Consider the following 25,114-nt stretch of genomic DNA (forward strand, 5'->3'; position numbering starts at 1 on the left):
GTGTTAGGCACGCCGCCAGCGTTCGTTCTGAGCCAGGATCAAACTCTCCAATTGTATTCTTGGTTTGCTTGAACCGGCGTTCCCCGAGACCCGGCTAAGGAGTCTCGGCTCGCTGATTCGTCGGCACCTCCCTCTCGCTGCGCTTTTCAGCGCTGCTCTTGAGGTGAAGCGCCCTCAAAAAATTGACTGCGGGTTTCCGCAATCCATTACTTCTTGGGCTTGCTATTTGGTTTTCAAAGACCGAGCCGCTTGTCGCGACTTTGTTGCTTGCCGGCCTGTTCCGTCCGGCGGGGTTGCAGCTTCTATTTCAGTTCGCAGTCAGCGTCAACTTCGCTTTTGCGTCCTGCAGGCTTCTTCGAAGTTCGTCGGCGCCGTCCAGTGACTTCCGCCGCTTCTTTTCGAAGGGGAGCGGCTTCTACTTCAGCGCCGCGTTCCCTGTCAACCGCTTGCTGTCAGCTTTCCTCACCGCTTTGCGTCCGTCGTGTTGCTTTCCGGACTGCTGCTTCTTCGGTGGGGCGCGGCTTCTATCTCTTCGCCGCGTTCGCTGTCAACTCGCTTGGTTGACTGCCCTATTTTCTTTTCGGTGCTGCTCTCTCCCCGAAGTGCCTTCCGCGCCAGTGCGCGGGCTTCGAGGTGAGGGGCGCGGCTTCTACCTCTTTGCCGCGTTCGGGATCAACAACCTTCGTCGATCCTTTTCTTCCCCCGCGCTGACCTTCCGAGGCCCAGGGGCCCGCCGGTCGTCGCGGAGGGGGCACTCTCTAACGCTTCAGGCCGAAGACGTCAAACCTTCGTTTGAGCCGAACCTGATCATTGGCGCTCCGACGAATAGAGGCCTGAACGCCTGGCCGCTGACAGGGCTGCTGGCCGCTCCGTCGGTACGGACACGACAAGGCCCCCGACCCGGTGACAGGTCGGAGGCCCTTTCTCCCTACGGATGCCGCCTCAGCTCACGGCGTCGCGGGGTCGAACGTGGAGATGCTCCAGCCCATGCGCTCGTGGCCGAACTTGTTCCAGTCCGGGTTCTTGCCGTTGACGACCTGGGCGTCCGTGTAGGACGGCGCTCCGGAGCCGGAACCGGAGCCGGAGAAGATGTTCACGCTGATGGTGGAGCCCGTGTACGTGGGGTGCGTGTTGTCCGACTGGATGTAGTCGTAGCTGGTGCTGCTGTTCGCCAGGTGGCCGTTCGCGTCGCGCAGGGTGCTGCGCAGGGTGACGCTGATGCGCTGCACGTAGGCGTCCTCGGTCTCGCCGGCGCGGTACGCGATGGCCTCGGAGTCAATCTGGCCGTCGCCGTTGCGGTCGTAGTCCGACGCCATCATCTCCGCGAAGGCGTCCGAGCACTTGAAGCCGTACTTCGCCGCCAGGTTGCAGGCGCGCCAGTTGCTGCGCGCCAGCAGCGGCAGGAAGTACTGCTGCTTGTTCACCTTCTGGCCCGTCGTCGCGTCCGTGCAGGCCGTCAGCACGTTGTCCGCGTCGTAGCCGGGGTAATAGATGTTGGAGATGACCTTCACCTTGGCGGTGGTCGCGTACTGGTTGATGGTCTGCATGCCACGTTCCATGTACGTGGTGCAGGTCGCCAGCGCGTTCTGCAGGCCGCTGTAGTTACAGGTGCCGGTCTGGTCGGTGAACGCGCTGCGGGCCTGCAGGTAGTCGTTGCCGCACATCTCGAACATCACGACGCGCGTCTTGGCGTCCTGCATGTAGGAGCGCTCAGAGACGATCTTGTTGTTGTAGATGTCGTCCGCCTTCGCGCCGGACTTCGTGCGGCGGATGACCTCCACGTTGGCGCCCCACTTCTTCGCCGCGTACTCACCCTCCACCACCGGGGCCGCACGACGCCCCACGCTGGAGATTCCGCCGTTATAGCCGGCGAAGATGGAGTCGCCGTAGGCCACCACCCGGTACGTCTGCGACGCCGAGCGGTTGATGGTCCACGACGTGTTCTGGTTGATGGTGCTGGCCAGCGCGGTGCCACTGAGGGTGGTGGCGGCGAGGACGGCGGCGAGGGACAGCCCGCTGCGACGAACGGACATACCGGCTCCTGAAGAGGTAGGGGGTTCCCGCCCCGGCAATGGGGAGAGGCCGCGCACGGTACACGGCTTTGATTCAGGAATCACTCCGCAGACCGGAATTAACTCCGCACTATGTATTCCATGTTGAACATGAATTCCGCCACGATGCGTCAGAGTGGTGCTGTCGCGCGCCCTTCTCTGACGCGGCGCTTCCGGTTGACGCGTTGTTTCACGACTGGAGTGCGGCCATGAACATCTCCGGGAGCGCCCGAGCACTGGGCCAGTGGCTGCTGTTGGGCGCCATCGTGGGGGGAGTGTGCGGCGTGGCGTCCGCGGTGTTCCTGGCGCTGCTCGAGGAGGCCACGGAGTTCCGGCTGGCGCATGAGTCGCTGGTGTACGCGCTGCCCGTGGCGGGACTCGTCCTGGGCTCGGTGTACGGCCGGTGGGGCGCGTCCATCCGGGGCGGCAACAACCTGGTGCTGGACACGGTGCACGCGGGCGACGCGGTGATTCCCCTGCGCATGGCGCCCATGGTGCTGCTGGGCACGGTGCTCACGCACCTGTTCGGTGGGAGCGCGGGACGCGAGGGCACCGCGGTGCAGATGGGTGCGAGCCTGGCGGACCAGATTGCCTGGCGCTTCCGCGTGGCTCCGGATACCCGGCGAGAGCTGCTGGCGGCGGGCATCGCGGGCGGCTTCGGTTCGGTGTTCGGCACGCCGCTGGCGGGCACGGTGTTCGGGCTGGAGGTCGTGTGCGTGGGCCGGCTGGGCTACGAGGCGCTCCTGCCCGCGCTCACGGCCGCCGTCGTGGGCGACCTGGTGACTCGCGGCCTGGGCATCCATCACACCGCGTACCCGGTGCCTCAGGCGCTGGCGCTGACGTTGCCCGTGCTGGGCAAGTGGCTGGTGTTCGCGGTGGGCATCGCGGGCGTGGCGGTGGCCTTCATCGAGGGCACGCATGGACTGAAGCGGATCCTGGAGCGCCGCGTGCCCTGGCTTCCTGTGCGCATGGCCCTGGGTGGCCTGGGGGTGGTGGGGCTCTGGAAGCTCGCGGGCACCAGCGACTACCTGGGCCTGGGCGTGCCCGGCATCCTTCGCGCGTTCGAGGACGTGTCGCTGCCTTGGGGCGCGTTCGCCTGGAAGCTCGTGTTCACGGTGGTGACTTTGGGCGCGGGGTTCCTGGGCGGTGAGGTGACTCCGCTGTTCTTCATTGGCGCGGCGCTGGGCAATGTCCTCGCTCGGCTGTTGGGACTGCCCGTGGACCTGGGCGCGGCGGTAGGCATGGCGGCGCTGTTCGCGGCGGCGGCCAATACGCCGCTCGCGCTGTCCCTGATGGCGGTGGAGCTGGTGGGCGCCTCCGTGCTGCCTCACGTGGCCATCGTCGCCACGGTGGCGTACCTGCTCACGGGCCACCGGGGCATCTATCCGTCGCAGCGCATCGCCCGGAAGAAGCTGGGCGGGCCCCTGCTGGACCGTGTCGTCGCGTTGCGCGACCTGCACGAGGCGCCCCGGAAGGAACCCGGGGCGCCTCGCTGAGCGGGCGCTACTTGGAGGGGACGAGCCCCTCCGTGTGCCAGAACTCCACGTGCCCGGTGTCCAGCGAGTAGATGGCGGAGACGACCGCGAGCTCGCCCGCGTCGACCTTGGCCTTGAGGAGCTGGGAGCGCTCGGTGAGCTGGCGGGTGACGGCGTCCACGTTCGCGTGCGAGGCCTTCACCACCTTGGGGTCGTGCTTGTCCGCGTCCGTGAGGTGGGCGTCGATGAGGTTGCTCTTCACGGCGGAGACGAGCGCGTCGAGGTTGGGCGAGCCGGTGCTCTGGCCGTCCGGAATGGCGAGACCCGCCTTCACTGCGCCGCAGGACTCGTGGCCCATGATGACGATGAGGCGCACGCCCAGGTTGGCGACGCCGTACTCGATGCTGGCGATGGCGAGGGGCTCCAACTCGTTGCCGGCCTCGCGCACGACGAAGAGCTCACCCAGGCCCTGGTCGAAGACGAGCTCCGGGGGCACTCGCGAGTCGCTGCAGGCGACGACGATGGCGTGCGGGTGCTGCTCGTTGGCCAGCGCGTGGCGCACCGCGAGGGTCTGCGCGGGGTGGCGTGCCACGCCCTTGGTGAAGCGCAGGTTGCCCTGCTCCAGCCGGTGGAAGGTGACCGGCGGCGCTTCGGGCTTCACGGCGGGGTGGGCTGGATGCGGGTCCTCGGCGAGCGCGGGCATGGCGAGGCCCAGCAGCGCGATGGCCGCAGCGGTGCGAAGAAGAGGAATCATGGGGTGTGACCTGGGGTGGGGTGTACGCCAGGACGCGAGTCCAAGCGCCCCTCAGGGGTAACAGGGCGGCGGACCGGAAACCATGGACTCCACGACACTCCGCCGTCGCACGTCCTCCTACCTGAGGTTCAGGGCACGGTCTGAGCCGCCAGCCCCACGGCTCTGTCGTCCCTCCGCCTCAGCTCCGGGGTGGCTACCCGGAACTCCGCGGGCAGCATCCTCAGGATGCGTTCGCGGCGGTATCGGGCGCTTGCCAGGCGCTGCTCAAGGGCGGCCTTCTCGGCTCGGGCTGTCTTGTCGGGCGTCGCTGTGCGCTGGGTCAGTGCGGCCAACCTTCGTGATACCTCTTCAATCTCGCGGTCGATGAGTACCGGTTGGATGTTCCGCTTCGCTTTCGCCTTGCGGCCCTGGGCGTTGTTTTCAATCCAGACCGGCAACACTGAAACATCCGCCAGGGACACCGGGGCTCCGGGCTCCGCCCTGGTCACTCCGACTCGCAGGAGCAGTGTGTCTCTCTTGTCTCCGTCCTTGCCCAGCTGCCCCTTCACGTGACGGTAGAAGCGCGCCTGGTTCGCCACCAGATTGCCCAATGAGTAGGCGATGAAACCCCGGCGCCCGGACTTCGTCGTGTATGCCTCCAACGGCTGCAACACGTGCGGATGGTGACCGATGACCGCGAAGGCTCCTGCTTCCAGGAAGGACTGCCCCAAGGCCCTGTCCATGGGATTCTGCGTGTCCGTGTACTCGCGCCCCCAGTGCCCCATCACGAAGAGCGCGTCACATTTCGCCGCCGCTGCTCGCACCCGCTCCAGTGCTTCCTCCGGTTTCAGCCCCCTTCTCGACGCGTGCTCCGGATAGGGCAACAGCGCCACGTGCGGCGCGTCCGATTCCTTCGGGTTGCTGAAGCCGTTCAGGCTCCTCGTGAAGGAGAGGAAGCCCAGCTTGATGCCTCGCACCTCCATGAACACCGGCTCCCAGGCCGCGTCTCTTGTCGTCCCCGTTCCCGTGTGGCGCAGTCCCGCCGCGTCCAGGTGTCGCAGCGTCTCCACCAGGCCTTCCATGTGCTGATCCCTTGCGTGGTTGTTGCCCGTGGACACCACCTTCACTCCGGCGTTCACCAGGGCCTGCACCATGGCTGGGGGCGCGTTGAAGACCAGCTCCTTCGTGAAGGCCTTGGTGTTGGCCGTGACCGGCGTCTCCAGGTTCACCACGCCCACGTCCGCTGTTCGCAGCACGTCCGACATTGGGCCGAAGACGTGGTCCCAACCTTCGTGGTTTCCACTGCGCGCGTGGGCTTTCGCCACCGACTTCACCTCGCCGTGCGGAATCACGTCTCCGCCAAAGACGAGCTCCACTCGCGCGGGCGCGGCCATCCCACACAGCGGGATGAACACCAGCAGGGCCCCCCACCCTCGCATCAGTCCTGCTCCCGCACTCCGATGAATACTTCCCGGTTCCAGGGGTCCCTGCGCGTCGTCGCGGGACAGCCGGCCTCTCGCATCCATTCGAGCCAGTCTTCACGCCGGAACAGACCGAAGCGGTGGCGCTCCTGCGACATGCTCACCGTTCCGTCCGCTTCGCGCAGCAGATAGGCGAACGCGGTCTCGAACGTCTCGTCGTCCGGATCTGGATCCCACGTCCACATGAGGTAGCGCATTCCGCGCCCGTCCGGCCCGTCGTGTCCTCCAGACTCGGTGAGGGGCTCGAAGGTCTCACGCACGCAGTCCGGCAACAGCACCACCCGGCCTCCCGGACGGCAGTGCGCCGCCGCCGTGTGGACCGTGGCCCGCGCGTCCTCGCGATCCACCGCGTACATGATGGCGTCGTGCACCATCACCCGGTCGAAGGTGCGCCCCAGCCGCAGCGAGCGCATGTCCCCCACGCGGTGCTCGCACTCCGGATTCACCTTGCGGCTCACCGCCACCATCTCCGCCGAGCGGTCCGTCAGCGTCAGCGTGAAGTGCTTCTTCATGTGGAAGGCCAGGCTTCCTCCGCCCGACCCCAACTCCAGCATCGTGCGCGCCGGGCCCTCCTCCGGATGCAACATGGGGAGCAGGTCCTCCGCCTCCTCGCCATACTCCTCCGGTGGCGAGAACAACGGCCACCAGCCGGCAAGGTCGGTGTAGAGCTGTGGCTCCTCCACGGGAGGCGGGAGCACGGTGCGCAACGACGCCATGGATGACTTCCTCGGAGATGGGGCACCGTTCTACCGCCCGGACAACCCGTGCGTCCATGAGGCCTAACGGACCTGGATGGCGTCCGCGACCACGTAGGTCCCCGCCGTCACCCACCGGCTCAGCTGGACCTTGTTCCACCCCGCCGGGAAGCTCCACGTGCCGAGCGTGTTCCACCTTGCGCCGTTGACCGTCTGGTTCACCTTCACGTTCGCCAGCTGCGTGCCGGAGGCGTTCGTGACGATGAAGGGCGCGACCGTGGAGCGGTCGCTCGCCGCCGTCCACCATGCGTCCACCGTCTTCGTTCCCGCCGCGGCCAGGTAGAACCAGAACGTCGCTGGCTCCGACACCGCCGCTCCCGCCGACACCAGATAGCTGGTGCCGTAATAGCCCGCCACGTTCGTGGACGACGCCCAGCTGGTGCCCGTGAGTTGGATGTAGCCCTTGGACTGGTCGTTGTTCGCGTTGTTGCTGTCGATGACCAGCCCCGTCGACGAACCTCCGCCGGACGTCCACAGGTACGTCACGTCCACCCAGTCATTGTTCGACATGCCCAGGTCCGTCCAGAACGTCCCGTCCGCGAGGTCGATGCCCGCGGGGTTCGCCGGCCGGAGCCCGAACTGGTCCAACCCGCCGTTGAAGTTGTCCTGGTACGCCGCCTGCGACTCCGGCTTGCCCTGCGGCAGCGTCTTCCACATCTCGCGCACGCTGGACGGGTTCCAGTAGTCGTCCTTCGTGTTCCACGGGCCCACGTCCCAGACGGACGTCGTCGCGCACTTCGCTGTCTTCGAATAACAGACGCGCACCTGGTACTCGGAGCCTCCGTTCGACGCGAGCCCTCGCCGCGACGGCAACGCGACGAAGCGGTCGTTGGTCTTGATGACGTGGCCGTTCGCCGTCGTGCCGCCCACCAGGCCCTCACGGGTGGCGTAGACGCGGTAGGTCAGCGGCGCGAGCGTCTGGAGCCCCTCCTCCGCGCCAGCCCTCCAGGCCCACCGTCTGGACCACGGGACCGCGGCCTCGCTCGTCCGCGATGAGCACGAGGCGCACCTGCACCTCCGTGCCCGAGCGGGGCAGGCGTACGGCTTCGTCTCCCGTGGCGGTGCGCCATTCGCTCCAGGCTCCTCCGGGGGTTCTCACGCGCACGTCCACTTCGACGCCCTGCCCCAGGCCTACCGACGCCTGGACCTGGGGACGGAAGGTGTCCACCGGCTGCTCGAGCGTGCGCGCCGGGAACTCGAAGAGGCCCGTGAGCCGGCTCAGGCCTTCGGGACGGCGCATCACGGCGTTGGGTTCGTAGAGCAGCCCGTCTCGCGTGCCCACGAGCTCCGACGTGCCTGTTCCGGCGGAAAGATTCTCCGCCCAATGCTGCGTGCCGGGCTCCGCCGCCTCCACTCCTTCCGCGAAGACCGCGCCCAACATCACCGCCATCAGGGTGGACCGCCACGACGCGCGCATGCCTGGACTCCCGGGAAATGGACAAAAACGTTTAGACCGTTCAACGTTTAAATCCGTCTTTCCAGGTTCTCAAGAGCCAAGGTGCGAAACAGCGTTGGCTCAGTGCATCACGTCCCGTTGATGACGGAGCGGATCCACGGCGTGTACGTGGCCACGTTGGTGAACATGGAGAACGTGTTGCACTGGTTGGAGCCGAACCCGCTCACAATCCCATACAACTTCCCGTTGAAGGCCAGGGGCCCGCCGTCATCCTTCGTGCAGACGTTGGCAGTGGCGCTCGGCGCCGTGCACAGCACCGCGCCGTTGACGTAGTCGCTTCCCACCATGTCTCGGCAGGTGGCCGTGGAGGTGATGCTCAGGCTCACTCGCTTGAGCGCATCGGAGGTGGGCGCTGTCTGGGTGCGGCCCCAGCCGCTCGCGACGTACGGCGCACCCAGGGGCGCGGGCGCATCCGGCAGCGTCAGCGTCCGCACCGCCTGGGAGAGGTTGAAGGGCTGGGCGAGTTGGAGGAGCGCGACGTCGTGGACCGACCCGTCGTAGGACGGGTGCATCACCTTGCGCGACACCGCTCGGTACTGCTCGTCCGCCTCCACCGAGCCCAGCCGCAGGTCTCCCGCGTAGATGCGCATGGAGGCGGGGGTGACGCCCTCGACACAGTGGGCGGCCGTCACCACCCAGCCGGCCCGGAGGAGCGTGCCTCCGCAGGTGAACGCGCCCGTCACGTGGAGGCGCACCTGGTGGGGCAGCTCGTACCGGGCCGCGAGGCTTCCGCCGAGGATCTCCTGGGTCTGGACGCCGGGGACCGCTACCTCATCCGGCTCTCCACCACAGGCGAGGAACCCCAATGCCATCAACGCGGATGCGAAACGGGATGTCTTCATGCGGTGAGACATGAAGGATTCATGCCTCACCGTCAATCCAGGAAATCGAGACTAGTCAGTCCACCGACTTCGTGCCGAAGAGGCGGTCTCCCGCGTCGCCCAGGCCGGGCAGGATGTAGCCGTGCGAGTCCAGCTTCTCGTCGATGGCGGCGGTGAAGACTCGCACGTCGGGGTGGTGCTCGCGCAGGTTCGTCAGGCCCTCCGGACACGCGAGCAGACACACGAAGCGCAATGAGCCCGGGCGGCTTCGCTTCACTCGCTGGAGCGCCGCCACCGCGGAGTTGCCTGTCGCGAGCATCGGGTCGCAGACGATGACGTCGCGGTCCTCCAGGTTGGCGGGCACGCGGTAGTAGTACTCCACCGCGGTCAGGGACTCCGGGTCGCGGTACAGGCCGATGTGGCCCACTCGCGCGGAGGGGACGAGTTGCAGCAGGCCGTCCAGGATGCCCTGCCCCGCTCTCAGGATGGGCACCAGCACCAGCTTCTTGCCGTCCAGCGCCCAGCCCGTGGTGCGCGCCATGGGCGTTTCAATCTCCTCCTCGCGCAGCTTCAGGTCTCGCATCGCCTCGTACCCGAGCAGGAGGGAGATCTCCTCCAGCAGCGCCCGGAAGGACGCCGTGCTCGTGTCCGTCCTGCGCATCACCGTCAGCTTGTGCTTCACCAGCGGGTGATCCACCACCGTGCAGTTCGGGAAGTCCATGTGTCGCCGTCCTTGTATGGGTTTCAGAACACCGTGCCGTCACTGCGGATGCGGATGGGCGGCACTCCTCCGGGGCGCAGCTCCGCGGCCACCCGGCGCCCCGCTGTCCACGTGCCGCCCTGGAGCACCTTCGCCAGCGGCAGCTCCTCCGCGCTCAATTCCAGACGCCCTCGCACCAGCGCGGCCACCCGGTCCAGCAGCGCCACCGTCAGCGCACGCCACTCCACGATGGGCGGGTCACCCGGGCCGTAGACCTCCGTCGTCAGGCGCGGGTCCTGCGGCACCAGCACCCCCAGGTCCACGAAGAGGCCTCCGTTGCGGTACTCCGGCAGGCCGGTGAGCGCGTCCAGCTCCGTCACCGTCACGCCCGCCTCCGCCAGCGGCTCCACCAGCGAATAGGCCAGCCACTGGGACAACTTGTGGAAGGGCACCAGCGCGTCCGCGCTCCCCGGCGGCCCGAGCGCCGGATGCGGCCACACGTCCCCCAGGTTCACTCCGTCCACCGTCGTGCGACCCGGCCAGATGGGGCCCAGCACCTCCAGCAGCGTGCCCAGCACCTCCGCCGCTCGCACGCTGCGGCGGTGCGCGGCCAGCATGTCGAACAGCGCCCCCGGCCTGGGCAGCACGCGCGACAGCGCCTGCATGAGGTGCAGGCGCCCCTCCACGCCCAGGAGCGGATTGGACTCCGACACCTGGAAGCCGCGCTCCAGCTGCTCGCGCGTCATGCGGCCCAACGCCTCCGCATCCGCGCGCAGCGGCCGGTCCGGATCCGACGAGAAGCCGCCCGCCATGAACATGCGCAGCGACGCCACCGCCAGTCCCTCCGAGCGCACGTAGGACGCGCCTCCGGGTTCCTGGTAGCGCCACGCGGGTCCGCTGCCCGCGTCCAGCAGCACGCTCACCACGCCCAGGTCCACCTTCGCCCTGGCTCGTTCCTCCGGCGGCAGCGGGGCCAGCTTCGCCTCCAGTTGCGCGAGCCTGGGCACTCCTCCCGCGTCGAAGTGCCTCCAGCGGCTGTGCACCGGGATGTCCAGCCGGGGGTATGCCTCGTGCGTCACCGCCAGCACCCGGTCCACCACCGTGGGCAACCGGGACGGCTCCACCCGGAAGTACTCCAGCCGGCCGGCGAGCCCCAGGTCCAACACCTGATGACAGCGCTCGCGGATGGCCGCCGGGCTGCGCAGCCACGCCACCGTCGGGGACACCTCCTGCACCCGGATCGCGTCAAGCATCGAGGTCCCGTCCCTTCACCTGCGCCAGCTCCCCCGCGTCCGCCACCGGCCCTCGCGTGAAGTAGCCCGCGGCCTTCTTCGCCTCCATCTCCACCTTCGCGTCGGCGGGGATAAGTCCATCTGGGATGGGTACCCGCTCGAGAATCTCGATGCCCGAGCGCACGATGGCGTCGTGCTTCATGTCGCTCATGGAGATGAAGCGGTGGATGCGCGTGATGCCCAGCCAGTGCAGCACGTCCGGCATCAGCTCCTGGAAGCGCATGTCCTGCACGCCCGCCACGCACTCCGTGCGGTGGAAGTACGTGGCCGCGGAGTCTCCGCCCTCCTGGCGCTTGCGTGCGTTGTAGACGAGGAACTTGGTCACCTCGCCCAGCGCTCGGCCTTCCTTGCGGTGGTAGACGATGAGCCCCACGCCGCCCTGCTGCGCCATCCGCACGCACTCCTCGATGCCGTGCACCAGGTAGGGCCGGCAGGTGCAGATGTCGCTGCCGAAGACGTCCGAGCCGTTGCACTCGTCATGCACTCGCGCCGCCAGCGGCACGTCCCGGTCCGCCAGTGCGGCGATGTCTCCAAACACATACAGCGACAGACCGCCGATGGGCGGCAGGAAGACGTGCAGGTCCGGGCGGGTGATGAGCTCCGGGTACATGCCTCCGGTGTGCTCGAAGAGGCCGCGGCGCAGCGCGCCCTCCGTGAGACCGAAGCGTTCGGCGATGCCGGGCAGGTACCAGACGGGCTCCACCGCGGCCTTCGCGACCTTCACGTCGCCATTGGCCGCGACGAGGTCGCCGTCCACCTTGAGGCGCCCGGCGGCCATGGCCTCGCGCACCTCCGGCATGTTGATGTGGGCCCGGGTGACGGCGATGGTGGGCCGGTAGTCCACGCCCTGCTCGGCGTAGGCCCGGAACACCTGCGATGCCACCGCGCCCCAGGGGTCCAGCGACACGATGCGCTTGGGGTCGCTCCACGCCGGATGCGGGCCCACCTGCGCCGCCGGCGAGGTGTTGGTCAGGTCCGCCTTGTGGTCCTGCGGCAGCTTGCCCGCGGACACCGCCAGCGCCCGGTAGATGGAGTACGCGCCCGAGTGCGTGCCGATGACGTTCCGGTTCGCGGGGTCGGAGAGCGTGGCCACCACCGGGCCCCGGCGCAGCGGCTCCGACTCGCCCCAGCGCAGGGGGACTCCGGGCGCCTGCCCGTCGGGATGGGACGTAAGACGGATGTGATTGACGGGCTTCTTGTCAGCCATGGGTGCACCCTCCTTGGGGGGCGCGGGAGAGGAATGATGTCTGGGAATGGAAAGACGCCGGCGTTCGGCGTCAGCTCATCCACGAGCCGTCGGTGCGCGCGGACCACTTGCGCGTCACCTTCTTGAGCTGGCTCCAGAAGTCGAGGCTCGACGGTCCCGTGATGTCCCCGTGGCCGAACTTCGACTCGCCCGTGCCCCCGAAGGAGAAGGGCTCGCGCGGCACCGGCACGCCCACGTTCACGCCCACCATGCCGGCCCTGGCGCCCTCCACCACCGTCTGCGCCACCGCGCCGTGGGTGGTGAAGATGGACGCCGCGTTGCCATACGGCGACGCGTTCTCCACCGCGAGCGCCGCTGACAACGTGGGCACCCTCACGATGGACAGCACCGGGCCGAACAGCTCACGCCGCGCGGCCTCCATCTCCGGACGCACCCCGTCCAGCACCGTGGGTCCCAGCCAGTGGCCGTTCGCGTACGCCTCGCCCGCGGGCCTCTTGCCTCGCCCGTCCAGGAGCACTCGCGCCCCGTCAGCCTGGGCCTTGGCGATGGCCGTCTCCAGCCGGTCCACCGCGCCCCGGTCGATGAGCGCTCCCATGCCCGGGCCGACCTCCAGGCGCGATGCCCGCCGGAGGATTTCGTCCACCAGCGGCTGCACGTCTCCCACCGCGAGCATCACGCTGGCCGCCATGCAGCGCTGGCCCGCGCAGCCGGTGAACGAGTCCACCACCGCCTGCGGCGTGAGCTCTGGGTCCGCGTCCGGCACGACGATGAGGTGGTTCTTCGCGCCGCCCAGCGCCAGCACGCGCTTGCCGTGGCGGCTGCCCTCTACATAGACGTGCCTCGCGACCGGGGACGAGCCCACGAAGGCCAGGGCCTTCACGTCCGGGTGCTCCAGCAGCGCGTCCACCGCGGGCTTCGCGCCGTGCACCACGGAGAAGACGCCCGGCGGATAGCCCGCCTCCACCATCAGCTCGCCCATGGCTGTCGCGGTGAGCGGCACCTTCTCCGACGGCTTGAGGATGAAGGCGTTGCCCACCGTGACGGCGATGGGGAACAGCCACAGGGGCACCATCGCTGGGAAGTTGAACGGCGTGATGCCGGCGACGACGCCCAGGGGCTCGCGGCGGTATTCGCAGGTGACGCCCCTGCTCACCTCCAGGTGCGCGCCGCTGTCCAGGTTCTGGAGTGACAGGGCGAAATCACAGACCTCCATGCCCTTGAGCAGGCCCGCGCGGCCCTCCGCCACCGTCTTGCCGGATTCGCTCGCGGCCAGGTGCGCGAGCCTTTCCAGGTGCGTCTCCAGCAACGTGCGGAAGCGTTGCAGGAATTGGGTGCGCTCGCGCAGCGGGGTGACGCGCCAGCCTTGCGCGGCGGCCTTCGCGGCCTCCACGGCCTGGGCGACACCAGACGCGGTCGTCAGCGGCACCCGGCCGATGAGCGCGCCGGTATAGGGACTGCGAACATCCTGCGCGGACGCTCCGGACGGAGAGACCCACTCTCCGCCCACGAGGTTGCGACAAGAGACCACGCTCTCGGGTAACCGAACAAAGGACACGCGCACCCCCCCGGTGTTGCGTGACAAATGGGCGGCAAGGATAGACGCAAAGCCGGAAGCCAGGGCAAGGCGGGGAGCGTCACCGTGTCATTGCTTGATCGGAAGCAATGGATCTCCCCATGTTGCTCTGTCGCAAACCCGACCGATGCACGGGTGCGCGAACGTGCGCGCCGCGCCTCGTCAGGCCTGGGAGAGCATCCGCTGGTGCCGCTCCGACAGCGCGGAGGTGTCCGTGAGGGTGCGCAGCTCCGCGATGGCGGTGGCGTCCTCGGTGTCCGGGTTGAGGCCGAGCGAGATGGCCTCCAGGTACAGCTCCAGCGACAGCAGGAAGCGCGAGTCGGCGGTGAGGGGGTCTCCCTGCTCGCGCATCAACTCGCCGTCCTCTCGCACCAGCTTCGCGAGCATGCGCGCGCGGGAGGCGGTGCCGAGCAGGCGCGAGGTGGACTCGGCGTCCGCGAGGATGAGCGCGCCGTACTCCATGCCCAGCACGGTGAGGGCGGTGTCGCGGATGTGGTTGCGTGCGTCCCCATACCGCTTCTCCTTCCGGGCCTTGAGGATGCTGGCGATGGCGGCGGCGAACTGCTCGGCGGCGCGCTCGATGAAGTCCTTGCGGAGGGACATGGGCTCCACAGGGTAAGCCCGACCCGGGGCGCACGCACCTTTCCCACCGTGGCGGCCCCCCCTGTCACATGAAACCCATGGGGTTCCACGTGGTTTCAACGTCAGGTGAGACGACGAGAAAGCCGCGGGCCGCACCGCCGGTGTTCGTGTCCCCCGGGATTCGATGACCAACCGGGCGGCCCGGTTTCGTATCCATTTCAAGCGCGGATCCACGGAAGCCCTGGGTGATTCGCGCGCCCCCCGACGTCATTCATCTGGAGAGTCCACCGTGGGAGCGCCTTTCGCTCGCGCACAGCTGCGTCCGCCGTCCGAGGCACCGGCCCAGGAATGGGAGGTACGGTGGGACGTCACCGACTCCGAACGCATCCGCGTCATCCTCGCCACCGCCGCCGCGCTGGGCTCGCCCGCCCTGCTGCGACGGGGAGACGCGGCGGCGCCGCTGCGGCTGGAGACGCTGGAGCTGGAAGGTGGAGTCCTCCACTGGTCCGGGCTGACGGTGGATCCGGGCGCGGACGCTTGGGAGGTGGAGGTGTTTGGCCATGGCTGCGTCTACCGGATGCTCCTGTCCGGCGAGACCCCGGAGCCGGGGACGTGGGTGACGCCACTGCCTCGTCAGTTGATCCAGGTGCGCCGCCGGGCGCAGCGGCGTGCTCCTGCTCCTCTGGATCTGCGCTTGCGGCTGCCGCTGCCGGGATGGCTGGGCCGGGAACGCGACGCGGTGGATGTGTCCCTGCACGGGATGGCGCTGCGGATGGGCGCTGGGGAACGTCTTTCGCCGGGCCGGGTGCTCCAGCCCATCGAGCTGCGCACGGCGGCGGGTGAGGTCCTGTCGCTGCGCGGGGAGGTGCGCCATGTGTCGGACCGCGCCGATGGGGAGCTCCAGTGCGGGCTCCTGGTGACGCCGCTGACCGCCGAGGATTCGGAGCGATGGCAGGCGCTGGTGTCACGGGCCCTTCATCCGACGACGTGCACCGATGGCGCGCGGGTGGAGGAGCAGTGGAGGCTGTTCATCGACTCCGGCTACTTCAACCTGGCGGGCAGGGCCGCGGAGGACTTCGAGTCGCGGCGGCGGAGCTTCATCGAGCTGGGACGCCAGGCCGGTTCGATGGGCTCCGTCCTCACCGAGGTGGTGTGGCCTTCCGAGCGCGGCGTGGAGGCGACGCTCTCCGTGATGAAGCCCTACCGCTCCGTGTGGATGGTGCACCAGCTGGCGCGGCGCCAGGACGCCACCCGGTTCGAGCGCCTCAAGGGACAGATGCTGCGCGAGCTGTACGTGCACTGCGTGGAGCACGCGCAGCGGGACAGCGGGTTCCGGTGGTTCGCGGCGTACATCGAGTCGACCGTGCCCTTCACGTACCGCTCGCACGTGGGCTTCGCGGACCGCATGGCGGCGACGGGACGGACGCTGATGCTGCCGATGCGAATGATTGACGTCGAGTGTGGCCATCCCCCTGCCCCGCCGTCGGTGGGTCTGGAGTTGGGACCCGCGACGGAGGCGGAGCGGCGGCTGCTCGTGGAGCGGATCGCCCTCACCCGCCCCGCCTGCTACGCCGAGGCGTTGGACCTGCGCCTGGAGACGCTGGACCTGCGGGACGTGACTCGGGCCTGGCAGGCGGTGGGCCTGGAGCGCGAGCGGCACCTGCTGGTCGCTCGGGAGGGCGCGAAGCCGGTGGCGGTGGCCGTTTTGGAGTCGGGGCCTCCCGGCACCAATCCCTTCGGGCTGCTGGACTCCGTGCGGGTGTTCGCGCTGTCGCCTCGTGCACGGCAGGCCTATCCGGCGCTGATGGATGGGGCTCGCCGCTGGTTCGCGGACCGGGGCCGCGACGGATTCACCTTCCTGGCTGAAGAGGCGGGTGACGTGGAGGCCTCGGGCCTGCACGACGCCGCTCCCGACGCGAAGCCCTCCCTGTGGCTCATCCCCGCCGACCTCGCTCCCGAGTTCCTGGAGCACATCCGCGAGCAGACGGCACCCCGTCCGCTCTCCCACCCCCAGGAGGAGCTGTCATGAGCCTCATCCAGACGCAGTACCTGCCGCACGCCACGGAGACCCGCGCCCGCCTGGAGACGGACCCTGTCGTGCGCACGCTCCTGTCTCCGGACATCACGCCGGACCTGATGGCGCGCTTCCTCATCGAGTGGTCCGCCCGGGGCGCGTACATGACCGAGCCCGTGGACGGATGGATCCGCGGCGCCGGTGAGCGCTGCATCTCGCTGGGCCAGGAGAAGGTGGGCCGGCAGCTCATCACCCACGCGAAGCACGAGGCCGGCCATCACCTGATGACCCTCCAGGACGCGCGTGTGCTGACGGCGCAGTGGCACGCTGGCCACTCGTAGAAGCTGGACGCGGATGCGCTGGTCGCCCAGGCACCCACGGCCGCCATGCGCGAGTACCGGCAGGTGCACGACGAGGCCATCACCGGCGACCTGCCGCTGGGCCAGGCGGCCATCGAGTACGAGGTGGGCTACCTGGCGGTGGTGCTGGTGCCGCGCATCCTGGCGAACGTGCGCGCGGTGCTGGGACAGGGGACGCTGGACACGCTCACCTTCCTGCGCGAGCACGCGGAGGTGGACGTGGGACACACCGCGCTCAATGAGCGGATGATGGAGGGGCTCCTGAGCACCCATCCCGAGGAAGGTCGGCGGCTGGCGGCGTTCGGCTCGCGCGGGCTGGACTGCTACCTGCGCTTCCTGGACGACTGCATGGAGGCGGCGCGCCGGAGCGTGGGCGGCGTCACCGCGGCGGCGGCCTGACGTCTTCCTGGAGGGTCACGGAGCCGCGTGGCTCCGTGACTTCCAGTACTCGCGCTGCGCGGGCACCGAGACGAGCTGCCGCTCCGGATAGCGCAGCGCGGTCAGCTTCCCTCCGAACACACAGCCTGTGTCCACGCAGAGGGTGTTGTTCACCCATTCGGATTCCGTGACAGGGGTGTGGCCGTACACGACCGTCGCCGGTCCCCGGTAGTCCCGGGCCCAGTCGGCTCGCACCGGCAGGCCGTAGGCATCCGCCTCGCCGGTGGTCTCTCCGTAGAGGGCGAAGTCGCGCACCTCCGGGGTGTCCCGGCCGTGCATGGACTCCTTCAGGCCCGCGTGCGCCACCACGAGGTGACCGTCGTCCAGGACGTAATGTGGCGAGCGGGCTTCGATGAAGTCGGCGACTGCCTGGGAGAATCCGGGCGGCTCACGTTCCAGCTGCTCCAGCGTCATCGCGAGCCCGCGCGCCACGCGCACGTCCTTGCCACGCAGCTTCTTGAGCAACTTGATTTCGTGATTGCCCGGCGCGCACAGCGCCGTGCCCGCCTCGACCATTCCCATCACCAGGCGCAGCACGTCCGTCACGCCCGGCCCTCGGTCCACCAGGTCGCCCAGGAACACGACCTTGCGCCCTCCGGGCGTGGCCACGTCGAAGCCGGGGCCTCCGTCCGCTCGCGGCGCGACCGTGTAGCCCAGCTCCGTCAGCAGGGCCTTCAGCTCATCGAAGCATCCGTGGATGTCTCCGATGATGTCGAAGGGGCCGTGCTCGTCCTGGCGGTGGCACGGCAGGGGGCGGTGCTCGAAGGCCACCGCGCCCGCCGTCTCCGGCGTGAGCACGTGCACGTGCCGGATGCCTTCCTTCGTCAGTCCCTTCAGCGCGTTCTGCAGCTGCTGCATCTGGTTGCGCAGGGCTCGGGGACTGGCGTGCGACCCGGAGCGCGTGCGGTTGCGCTCCAGACAGAGCGTCTCCGGCGTGTCCATGGCCACCGCGACCAGGGCCACGTGGTGGTCGCGTGCCAGGGTCACGTAGTGACGGCGTGACTCGGCGCTGAGCGGGACGCCGTCGATGACGGTGAGCGTGCCCTTCGCGAGCCTTCGCGCCACCTCGTCGTGGAGCTTCGTTTCATTGCCCGTGCCGGGCAGCACGTCCTCGGGGAGGAAGTGCGCGTTCGCGAGGGTGGACTTGCCGGAACCGGATGGGCCTAGGAGCAGCACGAGCGACTGCTCGGGAACAGGAATCATCATGATGGGAACACCGGGGTGGGGGTCGGCGTACCGACCGGCGCCCCTTCCGGGGCAGGGCGCACGCCACGACTCCGGCGCACGATCCCTTCCGGTGCCCGGGTCACGCGAGCCTTCGCGGACCCTCCGGCGTCAGACGGGATGCGCAATCCACGGATGACCGCGTTCCCGCCTGACATGCGTTACTTCAGGGGCAACAGGTACGCTTCCAGGAACACGTCCGGACGGCGGTCCATGTCGCCCTCCGGCGTACGCTGGTAGCCCCGGCGCTGGTACATGCGCGCGACGCCCAACGCACCCTGGCGCACGTGGAGGGAGATGGCGTCCACGCCCCAGCGCTTCGCAAGGACTTCCGCCTCCGCCAGCAGCGGCTGGGCCAGGCCCTGGCCGTGGTAGCGCACCGACGTGGCCAGGGCGCGCAGGTCCGCTGTGCGGGGCAGCCAGGCTTCGGTGCCGGGCGCGCCGGGCGGGTACAGGGCCACCGTGCCCGCGACCTCTCCGTCCACCTCCGCCACCATGATGGTGCACACCTTGCGCTTGGAGGCGACGTCGCGCAGGAACGCCTTGCGCTCCTCGGAGTAGACGACCTCCGGCAGCTTCTTCGCGTACTGCGTGACGTAGGCCTCCACCAACAGGTCGCCAATTGCCTTGTCGTCCTCGGGCCGCGCCTCGCGGATGACGGCTCGCTTCACCACGTCCGTGCTCATGCGCCGCCCTCTAGCATGACGCCCCGGAGCCCGCGCGGCGCTTCCGGGCAGGCAGCCAGCGTTGTACCTCCCCCGTCCGACACGGGCCCGACCTGGCTACCAGGACCGGGGGTCCGGGACGCGGCGCTCCAAAACCTGTCCGACTGTCGGACAAGTTCGTGCCGTGTGCCTCCGGACAGGGAGGGCCCCGTCCTGGCGCGCTGCGGCAGGCGCACGTGGGGGCGTGCTCCGCGTGCGCCTATTTCCTCCGGGCGGGCACGGTCACGCGAGCGTGACGACGACGCATGCCGCCGAGTGCCCAGGCCGCGAACAGCAGGCCTCCCGCGACCGCCGCCGTTCCGCCTCCGCCCGTGGTGCAGCCTCCCGCCTGTGCGTCATCGACTGCATCCGGCGTCACATCGGAAGATGAGCCGGGCGCTCCCTGCGAGGGGCCTCCCGCGGCTTCGTCCGGCATGGGCTCCGTGCCTCCGTCCGCCGACGTCTGCGTGCCCGCGTCCGGCTGCTGCGTGCCCGCGTCCTGCGGCGTCGTTCCGGCGTCCGGCGTTTGGGGCGCGGTCAGTTCCTCGTAACGCTGGATGAGCTTCAGCCTCGCTGCGTCGAACGCGGCGCCGTCGTCCGTCACTCGCGACGCGGCCGGGATCAGGTCCCTGGCCACCTTGCGCGCGAAGTCCGGGTCTCCCGCGTCACTCACCGCCTTGAGCCACTCGTAGTCCTGCATGCCCTGGCGGATGAGCTTGAGCCGCAGCGACGCCACCGGTACGTCCGTCTTGCCACCGATGGCCTGTGGCGTACCCGGGTAGAAGAGCGTCCCGTCCCCGTTGCCGTTGAAGCGGTACTGGTCCGTCCATGCCGTGGAGAGCATGCCCACCGACTGGTAGTAGAGCTCGCCCGTCGCGCCCTCCAGGAACGTCACCCACTCCATCGCGCGCGCCTTCGCCGCCGACCGGTCCAGCATGTACGACGGCCAGCCCGCGCCCGGCTTGTTCTCCGGCGCGTTGGTCCCATACGCACAGCCGTGGCTCATGCAGCTCTGATACATCCACAACGCTGTTCCCGGACGCTCCAGGAAGTTCGTGTACGTCCCGCGCTGGTCACCCCGGAAGTTCGCGTCCGTGCCGTCCAGGTGGTTCACCAGCGGCACCGCCGTGTCCACCGCGTCTTCCAGGCCGTTGGCCTTCAGCTCGCGCGAGTTCGTCGTCAGCATCGTGCGCAGCCCGGGCGCCGCCTGGCGCACCAGGTCTCCCGTCGCGCGCACCTGCGCGAAGGGCGTGCCGTAGGGCGGCTCGTCCCCCAGCTGCACGTAGGCCCGGTCCAGCCAGCCCTTCTGCTTCATGTGCGCCGTGAAGTCCTTCAGGTTCGCCGCGTCGAGCGGACCCACGTACTCCAGGCTCGTCATCCTCGCGCCCTGCAACCGCGTTGGCGCCGTGCCGTCCAAGTAAGGGCCCCACGTCGCGTCGAAGGTGCTCCACTCCGGCGGCCACGGCTTGCGCGGGAAGAGGCTGGAGAGCGTGAAGCGGTGCTCCAACGCCATCCGCTGGTAGCGCGTGAGCAGCGGCTGCAGCTCCTCCGGCGTGCAGTCCTCGCGGCCCGTGTGCGCGCGGCACACGTGCGGCGGCCAGAGCAGGAACGCCGACGACAGCGAGGACGTGCTCGGCAACGCCGCGTCCACCACCGTCAGCCTCGCCGTCACCTGCCGCTGGAAGCCTCCGTCCGCTTCCACCGTCACCGTGCCCGTGTAGTCCCCGGGCGGCGCGTCCTCCGGCACGTGCACGTCCACCCAGAGGGCTCGTGCCTCCTTCGCGGGCACGTCGAAGGGGAAGGCGCTTCGCGTCTCACCGGCGATCTCGTCCGTGTCCGGCACCAGCCCGTCCGGCCACGCACCCACGGACTCTCCCGCCACCGACGCCTGCTTCGTCGTGACGAGCGCCTGACGGTACAGCGTCACGTCCGGCCCCGTCAGCGTCGTGGAGCCCGGGCCCTCCAGCGCGGGCAGCTTCGCGCGCACGCCCTTCAGCCCCGTGTCTCCGCCTTGCAGCGCTACCTGGAAGGAGACGAACTCGTTGCGCGCGGCGGTGAGGCGCACCTCGGTGGCGCTCCGGGCGGCGGTCCCTGACCGCACCTTCACCATCATCCCCTCGCCCCACACGGCGGGCCCGGCCGCGTACACCGGCAGGGCCACGGTCAGCGACAACAGGGCGGCACGGAACGGTCGAATCGAAGGCATGAAGAGACCAACGCGACCCGGCACCGCCTGCCTTCCCGCCCCGGATGTTCCTTGTCAGCTGGACAGGCAGACGGCCGGGGGCTCTACGCCTCGGAGGGTGGGCTCAGAGGAAGTCGCCGATGAACCACGGCAACTGCTCGCCCAACCTCTGAAGCAGGCCTCTCCGCTTCCAGCCGTGCCAGTGGACCTCCGCCGAGTGCTTGAGGTCCGCCTCGAAGGACTTCGCCAGTTCCTCCGCCAGCACCGGGTCCTCCACCATCACCGAGCCCTCGTCGGTGTGGCTGAGCGCCAGCAGATCCAGGTTGGTGGAGCCCACGATGCTCAGCGTGTCGTCCGCGACCAGCGTCTTCGAATGCATCATCGAGATCTCGTACTCGTAGATGCGCACGCCAGCCTCCAGGAGCCTCGCGTAGGACGCCCGCTGCGCGTTGAGCACGGGCCTCACGTCGTGGTAGCGGCCCGGCACCAGCACCCGCACGTCCACGCCCTCGCGCGCCTTGAGGATGAGCATGTCGCTGATGGCTTCCGACGGGAGGAAGTACGAGTTGGCGATCCACAGCCGGTGCTTCGCTGACGCGATGGACAGCAGCCACATCTTCGTGGCTTCCGACAGGAAGCGGTGCCCGGTGCTGGCGACGAAGAGGGCCCGCGCGTTGCCCGCGGGCGCGAGCTCCGGGAAGGACTCCGGGGGCAGGAAGGCGCCGCCGGACTCCTGCCAGTTCTGCGCGAAGGCGAGCTGCATGCCTCGCACGACGGGGCCCCGCACCCGCACGTTGGTGTCTCGCCAGGTCTCCGCCGCGTCGCCGTTGCCCAGCCAGCTGCGCCAGATGCCGAAGCCGCCGGTCAGCGCGACCTCGCCGTCACGGATGACCATCTTGCGGTGCATGCGCGCGCGGATCCTCGCCGCGTCCAGGGACGTCACCGCGCCCTGATAGGGACGGTAGATGCGCACGTCGCAGCCCGCGTCCGCGAGCACCGGCGCCACGACCTCGAAGTTCACGCTGCCCAGCGGATCCACGATGACCCGGCACTGCACTCCAGGGGCCCGCTCTCGCAGCGCGATGAGCAACCGGTCCGACGGGATGCCCGGACGCCAGATGTAGCTGGCGATGTGGATGCTGGAGCGCGCGGCGCGGATCTCCTCCTCGATGACGTCGAAGACGCGGCCGTTCTGCACCAACTCCACGCCGTTGCCGGGCTCCATCGGGATGCCCAGCGTCTGCTCGATGGCGAGCTCCCTCTCCGCCGGGTCCTCCGGCAGCGCGCGCAGGCGCAGGTCCTGTCGGTGGTTCGGGTAGGGACACCCCGCGGTGAGCAGGGCGAGCAGGATGGGCCAGACCAGCCGCACGGTCCGGAAGCTAGGGCAGCCCCCGCCCTTCCGCATCCGCCGTGTGTCTCCGAGTGGAGGAAGCGTGTGGATGGACACCGACACCGTCCACCCGCCGACGCTTGAGCCCCGTGACACCCCAGGCCGGTGGTGCCGGACGCGCCGCGTGCGCACTGCTGGGTGCGGACAAAGGATTCACAGGAGGACGGACACGGCATGGGGCGACAGGGGATGGCACCCGCGTACGGAGCGCTCCTGTGGGTGGGCCTGCTGGGGGCACCGGCCGCGTCCGCCTCGGTGTGGATGCAGGACGTGCCGCCCTCGAGGGATGTTTCATCCACGCCTCGGGATGAGCAGCCGCCCACGCCGGACGCGCCCGCGCCTCATGATGAATCGAGCGCCGCGGATACGCCCGCGTCACCCGCGCCTGAACCTCCGCCCCCTCCGCTGAGGCCCACCGTCCTGGATGCGCCGTTCCTGGACGCGGATCCTCCGCCTCCCGCCGTGCCTCCTCGCCAGCTGCGGCCGTTCATTCCGCACGGTGAGCCCGACACGGAGGCACCTTTGTCCGCCGGCACCTGGGTCGCGCATGGCGGTGTCACGCTGCTGCCCCTGGGCACCGTCTGGGCCGCGACCCGCGTGGGCGGTGACACGCGCCTGGGCGCCTCCGCCGCGGAGGCCGCCGCGGGCACCGTGCTCGCGTCACTTCCGGGACGCTTCCTCTTCGTCCATCCCTCCTATCCACAAGGGCGGTGGATGGAGCTGGAGGTGGGCGCGTTCGGCGCCGCGATGGTCGTCACGCCTCCCATCGCCGCGCTCGGCACCTGGGGCATGGGCGAAATCGCGTTCGGCGACAGCCAGGATCGCGGCCACGCGTACCTGGGCGCGCTCGGCGGCGCGACCGTGGGAATGCTCCTGGGCATCGCCGCGCATGAAGGCCTGCGCCACCTGGCCGGCTCCAGCGAACGGTTGGACTTCGTGCGCCAGTACCTCGCGTTCTCGCTCATCGGCAGCGGCGCGACGGTGGGCTATCAGTGGAGCCGCACTCCCAGGCGTTGACGCATTGTTTCGCCGCATCGGTGTTTCAAATTTCTTCCCGCGTGCGGCGCCTTGGCACCCCGCCCTCCGCGCGTGCGCGCGTGCCTGCAATCTCGCCAGTGGCGTTGTCAGCCCCCGTCCCTAGAGTGCTCCGTGCAGCGCCAACACATCGCAGGGAGACGACACCATGCAGGCTCGCAAGCACGTCCGTCGCATCGCCTTCGTCCTCGCCGCCGCCGCCACCGTGATGGGCCTGGGCATCGCCGCCACGCCGTCCTCCGCCGACGCGCAGGACTGCACGCCCCAGTGTTTCAAGAACCCCATCTCCGGGCAGATCACCTGTACGTACCCCTGCCCGTAGTCCCGGGCCGGGCACGACCGTGATGAAAAAAGGCCCCACCCGCTTCATGCCGGGTCGGGGCCTTCTTCCTGCGCGAAGAGCGCGTGCTACTCCGAGCGCATCGCCTCCACGGGGTCCAGCTTCGCCGCGCGCGCCGCCGGGTAGATGCCGAACGCCAGCCCCACCCCGCAGCTCATCACCAGCGACACCACCACGGACCACATGGGGACCTCCGTGGGCAGGTTGATCATCCACCGCGCCAGGTGCGCCAGGCCCACGCCCAGCGCCACGCCCACCGCGCCGCCCACCAGCGACAGCACCACCGCCTCCAGCGCGAACTGCGCGAGGATGCGGTAGCGCTTGGCCCCCAGCGCCTTGCGGATGCCAATCTCCCGCGTCCGCTCCGTCACGGCGACCAGCATGATGTTCAGGATGCCGATGCCGCCCACCAGCAGCGACAGGATGCACACGCCGAAGCTGGCCGCGGACACCGCCGCGGAGAGGCTGTTGAACATCTGCGTGGCGCTCGCATTGTTGTAGAGGAAGAAGTCGTCCGCGTCGGTCGGCTTGAGCCCGTGGCGGCGGCGCATGAGCAGCGTCACTTCATCCTGGGCCCGCTGGAGCACCTCCGGGGACTGCGCCTGGATGCTGATGCGGAAGTCGCGCACGCCGAACATGCCCGCGAACGTGGACAGGGGAATCATGGCCTGGTTGTCCTGGCTGCCGCCGCCCAGGAACCCGCCCCGGCGCTTGAGCGTGCCCACCACCTGGAAGGTGCGGCCCAGGAGGCGGAACTCGCGGTTCAGGGGGTCCAGGCCGGGCCACAGCGTGTCCGCCAGGTCCTGGCCAATCACCGCCACGCGCCGGCCGTCCACGAACTCCGCGTCCGTGAAGGGCCGCCCGGTGGAGAGGCTCACCGAGTTGGTGTTGAAGTACTCCGCAGTGCCGGCCCAGACGTTCACGTTGGGACGCGACTCGCGGTCGGCGGTGGAGGCCTTCTGGCCGCCCTTGGAGTCCTCGCCGGCCGCCTGCGCGATGGAGGGCTGCGTGCGGATGGCGTCCAGGTCCGCGTAGGTGAAGCGCGGCCGGCGCGCGAGCTCCGCGATGGACAGCTCACCCTGGCCGAAGGGCAGCCGCTGCACCTGGAAGCAGTCGCTGCCCAGGTCCGACATCTGTTCGTTCACCTGGTTCCGGAGGCCCTCGATGAGGGCCATCATGGACACCACCGTGGTGACGCCGATGACGATGCCCAGCAGCGTCAGGAAGGAGCGCAGGGGGTTGGAGCGGAACGTGCCGAACGCCAGCCGCACCGTGTCCCAGAAAGCCATCCACATGGTC

General features: G+C 69.2%; 23 protein-coding genes. 6 read left to right on the plus strand and 17 right to left on the minus strand.

Annotation, left to right across the window (positions count from 1 at the left end; all coding sequences use genetic code 11):
- Positions 1–947: 947 nt before the first annotated feature.
- A complete protein-coding gene (locus D7X99_RS22045; protein ID WP_120575795.1) occupies positions 948–2,033 on the minus strand; it encodes an SGNH/GDSL hydrolase family protein in 1,086 nt (361 codons plus the stop codon).
- Between the two features lie 227 nt (positions 2,034–2,260).
- Between D7X99_RS22045 and D7X99_RS22050 the strand changes: the two genes are divergently transcribed.
- Positions 2,261–3,547: a chloride channel protein gene (locus tag D7X99_RS22050; RefSeq protein ID WP_121779494.1), complete on the plus strand. Its 1,287-nt coding sequence runs from the start codon at positions 2,261–2,263 to the stop codon at positions 3,545–3,547.
- A 7-nt stretch (positions 3,548–3,554) separates the two neighbouring features.
- Here D7X99_RS22050 and D7X99_RS22055 read toward each other — a convergent pair whose 3' ends face one another.
- The 11 genes from D7X99_RS22055 to D7X99_RS22100 form a co-directional block, all read right to left on the minus strand.
- A complete protein-coding gene (locus tag D7X99_RS22055; protein WP_121779495.1) occupies positions 3,555–4,280 on the minus strand; it encodes a carbonic anhydrase in 726 nt (241 codons plus the stop codon).
- A 128-nt stretch (positions 4,281–4,408) separates the two neighbouring features.
- On the minus strand, positions 4,409–5,698 hold the full coding sequence (locus tag D7X99_RS22060; RefSeq protein WP_121779496.1) for a CapA family protein: 1,290 nt from the start codon (positions 5,696–5,698) through the stop codon (positions 4,409–4,411).
- Positions 5,698–6,456, minus strand: a complete 759-nt coding sequence (locus D7X99_RS22065; RefSeq protein WP_120575799.1) for a trans-aconitate 2-methyltransferase — start codon at positions 6,454–6,456, stop codon at positions 5,698–5,700. Before D7X99_RS22065 ends, D7X99_RS22060 begins: the two co-directional genes overlap by 1 nt.
- A gap of 63 nt (positions 6,457–6,519) precedes the next feature.
- Entirely contained in the window at positions 6,520–7,365 is an 846-nt protein-coding gene (locus tag D7X99_RS43810) for a hypothetical protein (RefSeq protein WP_233613608.1), read from the minus strand.
- Between the two features lie 7 nt (positions 7,366–7,372).
- Positions 7,373–7,912 carry a hypothetical protein gene (locus D7X99_RS43815; RefSeq protein ID WP_233613610.1) on the minus strand — a complete coding sequence of 180 codons (540 nt, stop codon included), beginning with the start codon at positions 7,910–7,912 and terminating at the stop codon, positions 7,373–7,375.
- Between the two features lie 107 nt (positions 7,913–8,019).
- Positions 8,020–8,793, minus strand: coding sequence for a serine protease (locus tag D7X99_RS22075; RefSeq protein WP_158627048.1), 774 nt, complete (start codon positions 8,791–8,793; stop codon positions 8,020–8,022).
- 55 nt (positions 8,794–8,848) lie between these two features.
- On the minus strand, positions 8,849–9,493 hold the full coding sequence (gene upp, locus D7X99_RS22080; RefSeq protein WP_121779498.1) for a uracil phosphoribosyltransferase: 645 nt from the start codon (positions 9,491–9,493) through the stop codon (positions 8,849–8,851).
- 23 nt (positions 9,494–9,516) lie between these two features.
- On the minus strand, positions 9,517–10,725 hold the full coding sequence (locus D7X99_RS22085; RefSeq protein WP_121779499.1) for a URC4/urg3 family protein: 1,209 nt from the start codon (positions 10,723–10,725) through the stop codon (positions 9,517–9,519).
- Positions 10,718–11,971, minus strand: coding sequence for a GTP cyclohydrolase II (locus tag D7X99_RS22090; RefSeq protein ID WP_121779500.1), 1,254 nt, complete (start codon positions 11,969–11,971; stop codon positions 10,718–10,720). The genes D7X99_RS22085 and D7X99_RS22090 overlap by 8 nt, the downstream gene beginning before the upstream one ends.
- 70 nt (positions 11,972–12,041) lie before the next feature.
- Positions 12,042–13,526: a CoA-acylating methylmalonate-semialdehyde dehydrogenase gene (mmsA, locus tag D7X99_RS22095; protein WP_121779531.1), complete on the minus strand. Its 1,485-nt coding sequence runs from the start codon at positions 13,524–13,526 to the stop codon at positions 12,042–12,044.
- 180 nt (positions 13,527–13,706) lie between these two features.
- Entirely contained in the window at positions 13,707–14,147 is a 441-nt protein-coding gene (locus tag D7X99_RS22100; RefSeq protein ID WP_120575805.1) for a hypothetical protein, read from the minus strand.
- Between the two features lie 268 nt (positions 14,148–14,415).
- On the opposite strand from D7X99_RS22100, the gene D7X99_RS22105 reads away from it, so the two are divergent.
- Genes D7X99_RS22105 through D7X99_RS43825 form a run of 3 tightly spaced genes read left to right on the plus strand, consistent with a single transcriptional unit; the run spans position 14,416 to position 16,898 of the window.
- Positions 14,416–16,155 carry a PilZ domain-containing protein gene (locus D7X99_RS22105; protein WP_158627049.1) on the plus strand — a complete coding sequence of 580 codons (1,740 nt, stop codon included), beginning with the start codon at positions 14,416–14,418 and terminating at the stop codon, positions 16,153–16,155.
- Positions 16,152–16,481, plus strand: coding sequence for a hypothetical protein (locus D7X99_RS43820; protein WP_233613612.1), 330 nt, complete (start codon positions 16,152–16,154; stop codon positions 16,479–16,481). Before D7X99_RS22105 ends, D7X99_RS43820 begins: the two co-directional genes overlap by 4 nt.
- Before the next feature lie 45 nt (positions 16,482–16,526).
- Positions 16,527–16,898 (plus strand): hypothetical protein, encoded by a 372-nt coding sequence (locus D7X99_RS43825; protein ID WP_233613614.1) that lies wholly within the window; start codon positions 16,527–16,529, stop codon positions 16,896–16,898.
- 15 nt (positions 16,899–16,913) lie between these two features.
- On the opposite strand, the gene D7X99_RS22115 is transcribed toward D7X99_RS43825, so the two are convergent.
- From D7X99_RS22115 to D7X99_RS22130, 4 genes are all read right to left on the minus strand, one after another.
- On the minus strand, positions 16,914–18,143 hold the full coding sequence (locus tag D7X99_RS22115) for an AAA family ATPase (RefSeq protein WP_121779502.1): 1,230 nt from the start codon (positions 18,141–18,143) through the stop codon (positions 16,914–16,916).
- Between the two features lie 179 nt (positions 18,144–18,322).
- Positions 18,323–18,847, minus strand: coding sequence for a GNAT family N-acetyltransferase (locus tag D7X99_RS22120; protein WP_121752984.1), 525 nt, complete (start codon positions 18,845–18,847; stop codon positions 18,323–18,325).
- Positions 18,848–19,085: 238 nt separating this feature from the next.
- Positions 19,086–21,071 (minus strand): DUF4091 domain-containing protein, encoded by a 1,986-nt coding sequence (locus D7X99_RS22125; RefSeq protein ID WP_121779503.1) that lies wholly within the window; start codon positions 21,069–21,071, stop codon positions 19,086–19,088.
- 103 nt (positions 21,072–21,174) lie between these two features.
- Complete coding sequence (locus tag D7X99_RS22130) at positions 21,175–22,419, minus strand: phosphatidylserine/phosphatidylglycerophosphate/cardiolipin synthase family protein (RefSeq protein ID WP_121779504.1); 1,245 nt, start codon at positions 22,417–22,419, stop codon at positions 21,175–21,177.
- A 195-nt stretch (positions 22,420–22,614) separates the two neighbouring features.
- Here D7X99_RS22130 and D7X99_RS42885 point away from each other — a divergent pair, with 195 nt between their 5' ends.
- Both D7X99_RS42885 and D7X99_RS43185 read left to right on the plus strand, forming a co-directional pair.
- Positions 22,615–23,457, plus strand: coding sequence for a hypothetical protein (locus tag D7X99_RS42885; protein WP_158627050.1), 843 nt, complete (start codon positions 22,615–22,617; stop codon positions 23,455–23,457).
- A 166-nt stretch (positions 23,458–23,623) separates the two neighbouring features.
- On the plus strand, positions 23,624–23,797 hold the full coding sequence (locus tag D7X99_RS43185; protein ID WP_167548584.1) for a hypothetical protein: 174 nt from the start codon (positions 23,624–23,626) through the stop codon (positions 23,795–23,797).
- An 86-nt stretch (positions 23,798–23,883) separates the two neighbouring features.
- Here the strand turns inward: D7X99_RS43185 and D7X99_RS22140 are convergent, their stop codons facing one another.
- The gene (locus D7X99_RS22140; protein WP_167548614.1) at positions 23,884–25,104 is read right to left on the minus strand and encodes an ABC transporter permease; all 1,221 of its coding nucleotides are present in this window, start codon (positions 25,102–25,104) and stop codon (positions 23,884–23,886) included.
- Positions 25,105–25,114 lie beyond the last annotated feature (10 nt).

The sequence above is a fragment of the Corallococcus sp. AB032C genome, from assembly GCF_003668935.1.
Classification (GTDB): Bacteria; Myxococcota; Myxococcia; order Myxococcales; family Myxococcaceae; genus Corallococcus; species Corallococcus exiguus.